General features: G+C 63.5%; 12 protein-coding genes. 6 read left to right on the top strand and 6 right to left on the bottom strand.

The features are described from left to right. Nucleotides 1–17 precede the first annotated feature (17 nt). Together ACZ6JE_RS02600 and ACZ6JE_RS02595 are read left to right on the top strand one after the other, a co-directional pair. A complete protein-coding gene (locus ACZ6JE_RS02600) occupies nt 18–476 on the top strand; it encodes an MSMEG_6728 family protein (RefSeq protein WP_464318138.1) in 459 nt (152 codons plus the stop codon). Nucleotides 477–651: 175 nt separating this feature from the next. After that, the gene (locus tag ACZ6JE_RS02595) at nt 652–987 is read left to right on the top strand and encodes a histone-like nucleoid-structuring protein Lsr2 (RefSeq protein WP_464318137.1); all 336 of its coding nucleotides are present in this window, start codon (nt 652–654) and stop codon (nt 985–987) included. Between the two features lie 757 nt (nt 988–1,744). Here the strand turns inward: ACZ6JE_RS02595 and ACZ6JE_RS02590 are convergent. Beyond that, on the bottom strand, nt 1,745–2,983 hold the full coding sequence (locus ACZ6JE_RS02590) for a PP2C family protein-serine/threonine phosphatase (RefSeq protein ID WP_464318136.1): 1,239 nt from the start codon (nt 2,981–2,983) through the stop codon (nt 1,745–1,747). 327 nt (nt 2,984–3,310) lie between these two features. On the opposite strand from ACZ6JE_RS02590, the gene ACZ6JE_RS02585 reads away from it, so the two are divergent. Continuing rightward, nucleotides 3,311–3,676 carry an STAS domain-containing protein gene (locus ACZ6JE_RS02585; RefSeq protein ID WP_464318135.1) on the top strand — a complete coding sequence of 122 codons (366 nt, stop codon included), beginning with the start codon at nt 3,311–3,313 and terminating at the stop codon, nt 3,674–3,676. Beyond that, complete coding sequence (locus ACZ6JE_RS02580; RefSeq protein ID WP_464318134.1) at nt 3,669–4,106, top strand: ATP-binding protein; 438 nt, start codon at nt 3,669–3,671, stop codon at nt 4,104–4,106. Before ACZ6JE_RS02585 ends, ACZ6JE_RS02580 begins: the two co-directional genes overlap by 8 nt. A 105-nt stretch (nt 4,107–4,211) precedes the next feature. Here ACZ6JE_RS02580 and ACZ6JE_RS02575 read toward each other — a convergent pair whose 3' ends face one another. After that, nucleotides 4,212–4,739: a MarR family winged helix-turn-helix transcriptional regulator gene (locus tag ACZ6JE_RS02575; protein WP_464318133.1), complete on the bottom strand. Its 528-nt coding sequence runs from the start codon at nt 4,737–4,739 to the stop codon at nt 4,212–4,214. A gap of 293 nt (nt 4,740–5,032) precedes the next feature. Then, nucleotides 5,033–5,713, bottom strand: a complete 681-nt coding sequence (locus tag ACZ6JE_RS02570; protein WP_464318132.1) for a DUF2254 family protein — start codon at nt 5,711–5,713, stop codon at nt 5,033–5,035. Nucleotides 5,714–6,041: 328 nt separating this feature from the next. Between ACZ6JE_RS02570 and ACZ6JE_RS02565 the strand changes: the two genes are divergently transcribed. After that, nucleotides 6,042–6,746 (top strand): hypothetical protein, encoded by a 705-nt coding sequence (locus ACZ6JE_RS02565; protein WP_146857137.1) that lies wholly within the window; start codon nt 6,042–6,044, stop codon nt 6,744–6,746. A gap of 1,086 nt (nt 6,747–7,832) precedes the next feature. Then, the gene (locus tag ACZ6JE_RS02560) at nt 7,833–8,225 is read left to right on the top strand and encodes a substrate-binding domain-containing protein (protein ID WP_464318178.1); all 393 of its coding nucleotides are present in this window, start codon (nt 7,833–7,835) and stop codon (nt 8,223–8,225) included. Nucleotides 8,226–8,531: 306 nt separating this feature from the next. On the opposite strand, the gene ACZ6JE_RS02555 is transcribed toward ACZ6JE_RS02560, so the two are convergent. The 3 genes from ACZ6JE_RS02555 to ACZ6JE_RS02545 form a co-directional block, all read right to left on the bottom strand. Next, nucleotides 8,532–10,748 carry an MMPL family transporter gene (locus ACZ6JE_RS02555; protein WP_464318131.1) on the bottom strand — a complete coding sequence of 739 codons (2,217 nt, stop codon included), beginning with the start codon at nt 10,746–10,748 and terminating at the stop codon, nt 8,532–8,534. A gap of 190 nt (nt 10,749–10,938) precedes the next feature. Further along, nucleotides 10,939–11,613, bottom strand: coding sequence for a response regulator (locus ACZ6JE_RS02550; protein ID WP_464318130.1), 675 nt, complete (start codon nt 11,611–11,613; stop codon nt 10,939–10,941). After that, a complete protein-coding gene (locus ACZ6JE_RS02545) occupies nt 11,610–12,716 on the bottom strand; it encodes a sensor histidine kinase (RefSeq protein ID WP_464318129.1) in 1,107 nt (368 codons plus the stop codon). Before ACZ6JE_RS02545 ends, ACZ6JE_RS02550 begins: the two co-directional genes overlap by 4 nt. Nucleotides 12,717–12,721 lie beyond the last annotated feature (5 nt).

The raw sequence follows: 12,721 nt of genomic DNA, 5'->3' as shown, positions 1-12,721 counted from the left end.
CCGTGTTGATTAGTCGGATGCAAACGTTTCTGCCCTACCGAGATTTCCACGACAGCGTCTCGGTGCTCGACGATCGCCGCCTGGGCAAGCAACGCGTGGAAACTCTCCAGGTCATGCGCGCTCTCACCGTTCCCGGCTACGGGTGGCAGCGCCACCCCGCGACGGCGATGTGGCGCGGTTACCGGCCTGCGCTCATGGCCTATCAGGCGGCGACGTGCGCAGCGTGGACCGAGCGCGGCTTTCAGGACAGCTGCTTGATCAAGACGCTAGCCACATTGGACCAAGCCCCACGAGATGCAGCCGCCTACCGGTCGAAGACCTACAGCATGCCCCCCTGGCTCGGTAGAGACGACATCCACCTGTCGCATCGCTCCAAGCTCTTGGCTAAGAACGCCGAGTTCTATAGAGACAAGTTTGGCGACGATCCGGATGACCTCGACTACGTCTGGCCCATCTCGACAGCCTCTAAGAGCTAGCCACCACGGTCGCGCAACGATGTACTTACTCGAAACACAGAGCCACAGAATTGCTATCGTTGTAATCTCCTCGAAGAGCCCGCTAGTGAGGATTCTTCCAAATGCGCCAGGCAATAGGGCGTGAAAAAGTAGCTATGCGTGCGTCGCGCAGCACCAAGGTAGAAAGAGGAACACGATGGCCCGGAAGACCTTCACACAGCTCGTCGATGACCTTGATGGAACACCTGTTCCCAACGGGGAAGGATCGACTGTTTCCTTCCAGCTAAACGGAATCACCTACGAAATCGATCTCAGCGACGCTCACGCGCAAGACCTCCATGACACGCTTGCGCCTTACATCGCATCTGGACGTCGAACCGGTCGTACAGCCCGCAGCGCTTCTTCTCGAACCAAGTCGACTTCGGCGGAGCTGCAGAAAATCCGCGAGTGGGCCAGGATCAATGGTCACGACGTCTCTGACCGAGGCCGTGTCTCCGCGGCTCTCCGCGACGCGTTCAACGCCGCCCATTAGCTACAAAAGGACTCACCCACAGTCAGAGCTGGCACTGTGATCTGCTGCACCATCCACCCTGACTGTCAGCCAGGAAAGGAAGCTGAGCCGTGACCGGCTACGGCATTTACGTACGCCCCACACGCGATGTCATACGAGTGTGGATCACGCGCCTTACCCTGAGCGAGGTCTTGACCGATCTCTACTCCAAAACCCCCTATGGGGCTCAACTCACCGGCATCGTCATCACGAAGCGGTGACGTAGGCCTCCCCCGCCCACATTCGGAGAACATTGCTGGTTCGCGAGATGTATGGCCGACCATATCGCGCTAGCGTTGCCGCGTATCAAGCCTGGAAGCCCTGGCGTGCGAGCCACGCACGCGTGATACTTAGGTGGATCGTAATGGCCGCTCGTTCTTCGGAAAGGCATAGGTCCAGCCCGTCAGAGATAAGCCCAGCCATGAGCGTCAGATGATTTCCTTCACCTGCACTTTTCTCGAGGGCGGCCTCTGGTCGCGTTGCTCGTTCTCGCATCAGCGACATTGCTCGAGTCAGCTCGTGGAACGCCTCCAGAACTTGCGACCTGGTGGGGCGTGCGCCGAAGGCGTCGAGGAGCTCCAGCGTCACTAGAGCGTCACTATCAGCGTTCACCATATGCCATCGTCCCACTCTTATTCTCTGCCTTCCGGAAGGCGCGTCCGTGATGCCATTCCGGGATCACAAACGATGGCGTGAGCCATGGGGATGCGGCAGCCTGTTGTGTCGCTTCTCCGCGGCGTCAGACTCGGGATGGAGCAAACGATGCTGCGACGACGGTGACGTCGTCCGGTCGGTCTTCTTCGCCGGCAAGAGTGACAATGCGTTGAACGATGACGGCCGGGTCATTCATCTCCGTCAGGATGACGTCTAAGTAGCGGAGGGCGTTGAGTTCGTCCTCGAAAAGGTCGAGCACGCCGTCACTGACGCAGACGAGGATGTCACCTGGCTGGGCTTGAACCGTCGCTGTGGTCCACAGTGTTCCGACCCCGACGGGGAGATCCGATGAGCGCAGGTGATCGATCGTGCCGTCTGCGCGGCGAATCATCGCCAGCCCGTGACCTGCATCAGCCCATCGGATCATGCCGGACGGATCGATGCGCGCATGGAAGCAGGTCGTGAACTGGACGTCAGGGCCGATGTCGCTTGTGGAAGTTCCGACCGAGGCTCGCTCGAAGGCAGCTGCCGGGTCGGGGTTGTCGATAGAGCTGCGAAGGACGGATCGGACGGCGGCGGCGATCATGCCGGCTCCTACGCCTTTGCCCATGACGTCTCCAACGGTCAGCGCAATACCGTCGGGGGTGCGATACCAGTCGTAGAAATCGCCTCCGACCGTGCGGGCCGGCACGCACGCCCCGTGCACCGCGAACGTGTCCGGCAAAATCGTCGAGTCCGGCGGCAACAGGGACTGCTGCACGGTCGCAGCGCGGCCAAGTTCGAGCTCGATGACACGCCTTTGTTCTTGTGACAGGTCGAGTTTTTCTCGTGCCTGCCGAGCGAGCTCATTAATGGCCAGACCGATCGTGCTGTAGATCGTGAGCGCGAACGCGAGTCGAACGAATTCGCTACGTTCGAGTCCGGAGGGGTCGAGGGCGAACGGTAATAGGAGCGTCACGGACGCACCAATCAGCAGCCACAGCACGCTGATTCGTCCGGGCCAGACCGCGATCCAGACGATCGCCAGCAGGATGATCGGCAAGAACAGCGACCGGTCGTCGCCGGTGCCGTAACGAAGGAGACCAACGGCGACGAAGTCTGCTGCTGGGATGACAATCTCCCACCGAAGAAGACTCGGCCTCCAGGACGCCACACCCGCGAAGCCGGCACCTAGCAACGCAAAGGCGACGCCTGTCCACATGGCCCACAGGTTGCTGACTATCAACCATGGGATGGCGGCGCTCAGCACTGCTGCCACAAACACGAGCACGAAGACGAAGCCTTGCTTCAGCAGCGGCAGGTGCCCTCGTGACGTGGTCGACATGATGCGACCCAGGAGGCCGGCGCCACCCCAGACGCTCGGCCGGAGTTCGTCACCGGCACCAGGAGCTGTCGCAGGGGTAGTCATCACACAAGGTTAGAGGCCTTTGCGACACGGCGACATGGAACTCCCTGTGCCAGTTCCGACCCCAAATGTTGGGGAGGAAAAGCTCAGACGAAGGCGGCCATCATGGACTTGATCCAGAAGCACCACACCTACCGGTGGCAGCGGCCCGATACTGAGCTGAGAGAATAGTGTCCGCATGAGGGACCGCGCGTAGGTCTAAATTGCGGTCTTAACAACCGCTGCCGCTGACAAGGGGCGTCGGCTGTGTCACCTCTTTCCAATAGACAGGATGCCGTTTTGCTGGACATAGCGACTGACCTGCGTGAAGACGCGAGCGTCGTACGACCAAAAGGTCGTATCACTCTCTCGACAGCGCCACAGCTGCGCGACACGATCGTGACGCAGCTCGGCAAGGGCGACCGCCTGATCGTCGTCGACCTCTCGGGCACCACCTTCGTCGACTCCTCCGGGCTCGGCGCCCTCGTGTCGTGCCTCAAGTCGGCCCGCCAGGCGGGTGGTGACCTCCGCCTCGTGGCCCCGACCGAGCAGGTGACGATGGTTCTGAAACTCACCAACCTCGACAGCCTCTTCGAGCCGCGCGCCTCCGTCGAGGAAGCCCTCCATGACTGAGAGCGACGGCGTCAGCGTCATCGACGTGGCCGCGGTGCCCGAGAGCATCGACCTGGTGCAGAACACCTTCGAGGCCTGGTGGTCCGCCCTCGGCATCGACTCGATGGAGGTGCGCTTCCCGTTCGAGACCGCCATCGTCGAGATCGCCGCGAACGTCATCGAGCACTCGATCCGCGCCGATACCGCCGAGGACTCCACAGTTGGCGAAGGCCGCCGTTTCACGCTCGAGCTCCGGGCGGAGGACGAGCGCCTGACGGCGGTCTTCAACGACAACGGCCTGCCCGCCGAGATCGACCTCAGCTCGGTGTCGATGGCCGACCTCGAGGACGAGGACGGGCGGGGCCTCGCGCTCGCGCTGCTCAGCCTCCAGAGCCTCGACTACTCCCACGAAGGAGGCCGGAACATCTGGACCCTCGTATGTCGGCGATGACCATCGCCCTATAACGAAGTCAAGTCGTCTCGCTCGTACGGTGTGAATTGGGACCTTGCTATTTCGGCCGACAGCATCACCTGGCATCGAGGCGCTCTCACTGTCTTACGTCTTTGGCTCGTTCATTACATCGCTTGCCAGGCTCGAGTAAGTCATTGTCACGTGTTTCAGAAGTGCGACGATGCGGTTGGACTCGCGGTCCGACAGGCTCGTGACCTGCCCGAGCGCTCCGAGCCTGCCGCCGCCGCTGGCCCGCCGGACGACATCGTGCAGCGCCGGCGTCAGGGCCAGGACCTGCCCGCGGCCGTCGTGCGGGGTCACCTGCCGCGTGACGTACCCCCGCGCCACCAGCCGCGTCACGATGATCGACGCCGCCGAGCTCGTCACGCCGAGGGTCGCGGCGAGGTCCTTGGGTCGGGCCTCGATCCCCTGCATCTCGAGTCGGGCGAGGTACTGCACCGCCACCAGCTCGTTCGCGCCGATGTCGACCTTGGCCCGGAGCCTGGCCTGGAACAGCGCGGCGGCGTCCTGCATCGCGTAGATCGCGGCGACCACCCTCCCCGACGAGGTGTCGGGCTCGAAGACGAAGTCGTCGTCGGGGAGGAGGGCGGGTGCTGCCGGTGCGTCGCTCATGAGGGACCTTTCGGATCAGTCCGCGAGCATCCGCCAGTCGTAACGGAACAATCGCAGACGTTAGAACAATTACATAGACGCGTTTAAGTTTTGACCTGGGCCCTATGGTGCAACTTGGATCCCAATTTTGGGATTTGGAGCTCTTTAAAATTGTCCGGCCTGGCGGATCTTTGGTGCCAATTCTTAGGGTCTCTTCCTCATTCGATTCAGTCGAGGTTCAGCAACGTGTGTTCGCGATGCCAGCCGTGCGAACCTGAGCTCGGAAGCGACCGAAGTGGGAGCGGCGGAGTTTTTTAGGAGCCGTTGAGGCGCGCGACGAGTGGTGCGAGGTGCTCCCGCCGGGAAGGTGAAGCGACGGCGTCGAGGCGGGCCGCCAGCCGCCGGGCCGCCTCGAGCACGATCGGATGCTCCTCCCCGTAGGTGAGGACCCCCTCGAAGACGGTGTCGACGAGTTCCTCAGGGGTCGGCCAGCGTGGTGCGACTCGAGAGACGCCCTCCTCGTCGAGGTAGGCGGTGATCGCGTGCCGCCTCCCCCACACCGGAACGAGTGCTGTCGCGGACAGGTCCAGCGCACTCACGGCGGTGTACGGGTCGTTCGTTCCGCTGGCGAGGCCCCGGACGGCGATCTCGACGAGTTGCTGTAGGGCGAAACCGACGTCCTGGTACGGCGTCCGCGCTGCGCCCTGGATCACCATCGCTCGGAGCCGTTCCAGCTCGTCCTCGGGCAGGCCCCCGCGACCGTCCCCATCTCGGAGTGCGACCGTCAGCAGACGGTCACCTTCGATGAGATGGTCGCCGGGCATGGCGACCATATCGATGATCTGGTCGTGCTCCCGAGCCCAGGAGACGAGCCGATCCCAATCGTTGGACTGCACGTACCCGTCGTGATCGGCGTCGACGCTGACACTGACGCCGGCACGAGAGCGGGATGCCGGAGCGATACTCGTCCCCTGATCGCTCTCCGGTCGGTACACCTGCGACGACCGCCGCGATGACCAGGACGATGCCTCCCACGGTCTCCTTACGGAGGATCTCCCCAAGACGGGTGGACTCCAAGGAGCTGTCCTCCGCGAAGAGGCCTGGAGCAACAGGACGGGCGGGCGAGTGGGACACGTTGTCGTCAGGCATGGTGCCCCTGTCTTACCAGACGGTGAAAAAGTCCCTGTTCGCCGAGGTGCCCTTTACACCCGTGCTCGACCGCTAGGCCTGCGAAAGTCTCATTCGGGTAACGCACCAAACTTCCATGGCGGTGGTGGCGAACCCTTGACATCCCCACCGGGAATCACAGAAAAGGACCTGATCATGAACGCATTCTCCCGCAAGAAGATCACCAAGGTCGGACTCGGCATCGTCGCCTCCGGCGCCCTCGTCTTCAGCCTCGCCGCGTGCTCGATGGACAGCAACAGCGGTTCCACCGAGTCCACGACCTCCGCCTCGGCCGAGCCCAGCGCCGAGGCCACCCCGGTCGCCTCGCTCGCCGACCTCTCCAACGGCGTCGACACCGAGGTCACCGTCGACGCGTCGTTCGTCGAGGCCCTCACCACGCTGGGTCTGACCCCGGCACCGGTCGGCACCGGCACCTTCGACGCCGACACCGGAACGTTCGCGTTCCCGATCACCGGCGGCAACGTCGACTACTACGACCCCGCCAGCGACGTGCGCCCCTACGTCCAGGGCGAGATCGACCACGACGGCTCGGGCCTGTCGCTGACCGCCGGTGACACCACCGTCGAGCTCACCGACTTCCGCATCGACCCGGGCGCCTCGAAGCTCTACGGCACCGTGTCCGCCAACGGTGAGGTCGTCGCCGAGGACGCCTACCTGTTCAACCTCTGGGGCGGCACCCTGAAGCCCCTCCAGATGGACGGCACCAACGCGGTCCTCGAGGGCACCACCGTGCACATCAGCCCCGACGCGGCCGCGCTGTTGAACCAGACCTTCAACACCGACGCCGTCCAGGACGAGATGCTCGTCGGCGTCGCGAAGATCACCGTCGCGACCGAGTAGTCACCGACTCCTCCCGCGACGACGCCGGCCCCGGCCCCCGACACCCCCGCACCACGGGGGCCGGGGCCCGCGTTCCCGGTGGGCTCTCCCTTGCACCCTGGTGCTGGGGAGGGTTCTCCGTCTCATCGTGAAAGGTTTGGGTTGAACCCGAGAGCGCGCCTCTTCATCAGAAAAAACAGAACACGCGCTCTTGTAAGGAACAGAACGGGCACTCTTGTCAGCACCCGAAGCGTCACAGCCGCCGCGGCTTCCCGTTCGACCGGCTGACCCACCCTTGCTGGTGACCAACAGACAGCTGCGATTTCCCATCAGCCTCAGCTACGACGGGCCCTCTTCATGGGTCATCACTGAACACCTCGGCGGCCAGAGAGTTGGACACGGGCGCCTGCGATACGACCAAGGCCAGTACGTCATCACGAGCACCTCCGGGACGACGACCTACGACCAATCCTGGCGAGCCGCAGTCGCCGAGCATCTTCGTCGCCGTTAGCCCCTAATCGCTACACCACACTGGAGTAATCCCTAGGTTTACGCATTGTCCTGGGCGCTTCGTCGTCCCCTCCACTTGATCACGGCTAACAAACGCCGATATGCGGCAGGCGGATCGTCCTCCTAAATGCCGTCTTGCCCCTTTCCCAAGTCCCGCGTATGGTCCGCAATTAGGTGCAGATCTTCACCTGTTGACCTTCCTGAACCGAGGCCGACAATGCAGGACTCACCTTGAGGGCGCTGTCCGGGACATTCGGGTGACCCGGACAGCGAGCCCACATGCAGGGTAACGACTCGCTGTCACTGACCATCAGTGACCGTGCATCAAGCCAAGGACGGTGGGCAACGTCCATATAACCTGCATCTCACTGTCAAGCGGGGAACGCCATGCACTATGAAAAGGGCCCGCAGTGCGGGCAACGAACAGTCGCAACGATCATGGTGGGTAACTGCGCCGAAAACACTGGCGGCGCCCTCGCCACCCGTCACCTGATCAGCCTTGGCCACCGCCACATCGGGCACATCAGCGGAGCGGCCGGATCTGCTGCAGCCCATCAGCGCCACCGTGGTTGGGCCGATGCCTGAGAAGCCGCCGGTCTGTCGTCTGTAAACGTCGTAACGGGGTCGCGGTCCGAGGACACCGGCTACGCCGCGGCCGTGACCCTCCTGGCGGACCAAGACCTCACGGCGCTGTTCATCTCCAACGACGCCATGGCCTTCGGAGCCTTGCACGCCGACGACGACCTAGGCCTCCGCATCCCCACCGACCTCAGCGTCGTCGGATTTGACGACACCCCAAATGCCCGACACCATCGACCTCCTCTGACCACAGTCCGGCAGGACTTCCAAAGCATCGGTACCAACGCCTTTTCCTCGACGCAGATGGGAGTGAGTCCGAGCTGTCTCTACCCGCGCCGGCTCTGCAAATTCGACGGCCAACCTCAACTCCATCGGCGCAGGCAGTTGCTTCAAGACTGTCTCAATACATGATCGGTCAGCGCCAGACGGCGAAAGCCAGTCACTCCCCCACAGTTCCGAAGCGCCGGCTGTCTCGATAGATCAGTCCGAAACTGATCTCGGTTAACGATTCCCTACCGGACAGCTGCTGAAAGGCGCTTCTGAAGAACGCTGCGAGACCTGCCCTGGGGCATTAGTCCGAGAAGCAGTTGCATTTTCTACGCCGACACGACGCCTCAGGCGAGCACCTACAATCGGCGTGATGAAACGGACGACGCCCCCGAGGATCCTTTGAAAAAGGGATACCTCAGGGGCGCCATCGTCAGATGAATCCAGCCGTCACGCGGTGCGGGCAGGGGCGTGTGCGACCGATTCGGTCTCCACAGCATCGAGCGCGTGGCCCTCGGTGTCGATCCGCGGTAGTACTCGCTGCAGCCAACGGGGCATCCACCAGGCGGCGCGACCGAGGAGAGCCAGCGTCGCGGGCACCAACACCATCCGCACTACGAATGCGTCAGCGACGACACCTACGGCCAAGCCCAGTGCGATGGACGCGACGAGCGATGACCCCGCCAGGGCGAAACCCCCGAACACGGCCGTCATGATCGCCGCTGCGGCGATGACGACCGGCGCCGAACGGCCGAACCCGTCAAGGATCGCCTCGCGCGGCGTGTATCCGCGCTCGTATGCCTCATGCATCCGCGAGACCAAGAAGACCTGGTAGTCCATCGCAAGGCCGAACAGGATTCCCGCGACGATGATCGGCAAGAAGCTCAGCAGAGGGTCGCCCTGCGGAGAAGGGAACACGGACTCCAGCCACCCGAGCTGGAACACTGCGACGGTCGCCCCGAGTCCCGCTGCCAGCGAGAGCAGATAACCGAGAGTCGCGATGAGCGGCACCAACAGAGACCGGAACAGCAGAACCAGCAGCACGAAAGACAGACCCACGATCAGGGCGACGTAGATGATCAGCGCTTTCGACAAGGCTGCGTCGGAGTCGATCCCGATGGCAGTTTCACCGGTGACCGACAGCGTGACCCCCGAGATGCCGTCAGCGTCGTCCCGGATGTCCGTGACCAGCTGCCTGGTCGAATCGTCGATCGGGCCGCTCTTCGGGATGACCTGCACGAGGGCCGCGGTGCCGTCAGCTGACGTGGCCGCTGGCACCACGAGCTGGACGTCATCGAGTCCCTGCAGTTCCTGGACCACCGTGTCGAGACGGTCCGACACAGTGGTCCCCTCGACCAGGACGACAAGAGGACTTTGAACACCACCGAACTCGTCCTCGACGATCGCGTAGGCTGCACGCTGGGAGGAGGCAGGATCCTCCCCACCAGGCACACTCAGAGTGGTCCGCATCTGGGCGGCGGGAATGGCGACCACCCCGAGGGCCACGACACCGACGATGATGCTCAGCACTCGACGTTTGGTCACGAGTGCCGCCCACCGGTCGACGAATGGAATTCTTTCCCGTGTCTCGACCACCGGCTTAGCTGTGCCGGCGAGTACGGCGCGCTGCTTCCTAGACAGCGCTCTGGTGCCCATGCCGCGCAAGAGTGCAGGCAGGAACGTTAGGGCCATCACGACTGCGACGGCGACTGCGAAGGCGGCGGCGATGCCCATCTCAGTGATGAACGGAATACCCACGACACTGAGACCGACGAGCGCGATGATGACCGTCGCACCGGCGAAGGTCACCGACGACCCGGCCGTACCTACCGCCCGGCCGATTGCGGTCATGACGTCTCGTCCGTCCATCAGCTCTGAACGGTAGCGCGCCAGGACGAATAGGCAGTAGTCGATTCCTACAGCGAGACCCAGCATCACGGCCAGGATCGGAGTGACCGTGCCGATGGGCATGAACGCGCCGACGGAGAAGATGCCGATCACCCCGACTCCCACCCCGACCAGGGCGCCCAGCATGTTGGCACCTGCAGCGATCAAGGACCCGAAGGTGAGGAACAGGACCAGGAACGCGACCAGTGCCCCCACGAGCTCGCTCGGGCCGAGGATCTCCGGGATCTCACTTGACAATGAGCCGCCGACCTCAGCGGTCAGGCCTGCGCCTCTGACAGTGTCCGCGACATGGTCCATGTCGGCCGCGGCCGCCTCTTCGGACTCCGTGTCGAGGTCAGTGAATCCGACTTCCACGACTGCCGTGGTGCCGTCCGCGGACACAAAAGGCGATGCCTGGTCGTAGGGGTCGGAAACCGTGTCGACGTGAGCCAGGGAAGCGATGTCAGCCCGTGCGTCATCGACGGCCGTCTTGCCTGTACCGTCGAGCAACGCGCCGTCCTGGCGCGACTGCACGACGAGCTGCAGAGTCCCTGAGTCGTCAGGGGCCTCTGCCTGGGGAAATTCCTCCTCGACGATGCTGAGGGCACGACTCGACTCCGTGCCCGGTACATCAAAACCGTTCGACGCTCCGGCCGGAGGCTTGACGAAACCCAGAACGGCAAAGGTGGCGAGCAGGAGCCCGACCAGCCCCCACACGATGAATACGAGTACACGATGTCTTGCGCTGAAGCGCCCGAGACGGGCGAGAAGCAGGGCCATGGAATCCTTCTGACTGACCGGATGACGACGATCATCACCGCTCGTTCAATCGTCGCCGCAGGCACCTGCAGTGTCGTCCTCGGGGTGGACCGACCCTCTGCCGCAGTCGTCGCAGCCGAGATGTACTGCATCGGCAGTACTCGCCTGCTGATACGGGGTGAACGAGGCAGCAGGTGAGACGTCGGCCCGGTCAGGACGCGGGCACGAGACCGGCCCGGTGCGCCAACGCTACGAGCTGGCCCCGGTCGCGGGCATCGAGCTTGGTCATCGACCGGTTCAGGTGGGTCTTGACCGTGTAGGGCGAGATCGACAAGGCACGCGCGATGGTGTCGTTGTCGTCGCCTGTCGAGGCTGCCACGACGACTTCCCTCTCGCGATCGGTGAGCAGAGCAACCCGATCCGCAAGGACAGGGTCAACAGGCGCACCCGATGAGATAGGAGCCGTCCCGAACGCACCCAGCAGGGCCCGCAGGGCAGCCTGCGGCAGAGCCACGTCGCCTGCGGCGACTGTGCGAACAGCTGCCAAGAGCTCGTCAGGGGACGCGCTCTTGCTCAAAAAACCGTCCGCACCCGCAGCGACCGCCCCGATCACCTCCCGGTCCCCGTCGAACGTGGTCACGACCAACACCCGCACGTCGACGAGGTCGGCGGCCGCCCGGATGCGGCGGGTCGCCTCGACGCCATCGAGCACCGGCATCCGCAGATCCATCACGACGACTCGAGGGGATAGAAGACGAGCCAGACGTACGGCCTCAGCGCCGTCGCTCGCCTCACCGACTACGTCAATATCGGCTTCATGGTCGAAGACGCCCCGAAGGCCCATGCGGATCAGTGACTGATCATCGACCAAGAGCAATCGGATCATGAGGCGTTCCCCTTGGTCACAACACGGGGAACGGTCGCGGTGAGTTGGAACTGGTGCTCGGTCATTTGGATCTCTAGCCGCCCTCCGACGGCATCGAGGCGTTCTCGCATGCCTACCAGACCGAAACCACCAGGAGTACGAACTTCCTCATCCACTTGGAACACCGGGCGGGCGTTGACAGCGGTGATGTCGACACGTGCGTCGTCAATGTGGACGATGACAGAAACAGCTCCCTCGCCGTGCTTACGGGCGTTTGTCAACGCCTCTTGGACGATGCGCGCCACGGTGGTCGCCGTCACGGGATCTAGGGCGGCTACGTCCTCGTCGGAAGGCAGCCGCGCATGCACTGTGGTTCCGAGCGCTCGAGCCGTCTCAATCAACCCTCGTGGAGTGAGTACCGTCAACGAGGCCCCCTCCGTGGTCGATTCATCACTGTCCGTGCGAAGAAGGCGCACGATCTGCTGCATCTCAGCAATGACTGTGCGACTTGCCGACTGCACTTCGGCGATGGAGCGGCGTCCGTCGTCGGGTCGGCCAGGCAAGGCGTGGGCTGCGGCGTTGGCATGGACGCTGATGACGGCCATGCTGTGCGCAACCGAATCATGAAGGTCCCGCGCGATACGAAGACGTTCATCGGCCACATGCCGCTCGATGTCGCTGTCCCGGGCGGCCACGACTGCCACGGCAGTTCGAGCGACTGCAGTGAGCTGGTCACGATGGGATCTGATGGTCAGCCCGGTCCCGACCACGGCGGCCGTCCAGGACAGATAAATGAGGGCTCCCGGGTCGAGCGCCCCCAGGCCTGATACCTCGATGGTGCCCACGTAAAGAACAAGACCGACCAGTATCCCCACGCTCAGAGCGGTTCGTCGACCACCGTGAATGCCAAGGTGCAGAACAACGACCTGTACGACGGTCCAGATGGGAACAGTAGCCGCCGGTTGGGCAAGGACTGTAGCGGCAACGATGACGACGATGACGCCCGCGAGTATCGGGAGCCGCCGCCGCATCACAAGCGCAGCTACCGCCACGACGAGAACACCGACTTCAAGCAGCGACGTCCCCTCCGTGCTCTGCCGTACGGCTTCTACGATCAATGCCACAGCCG

This window comes from Frigoribacterium sp. AC759, assembly GCF_979256015.1.
The sequence above is the reverse complement of the archived record's forward strand: the minus strand, read 5'-3'. Positions and strand labels throughout refer to the sequence as shown.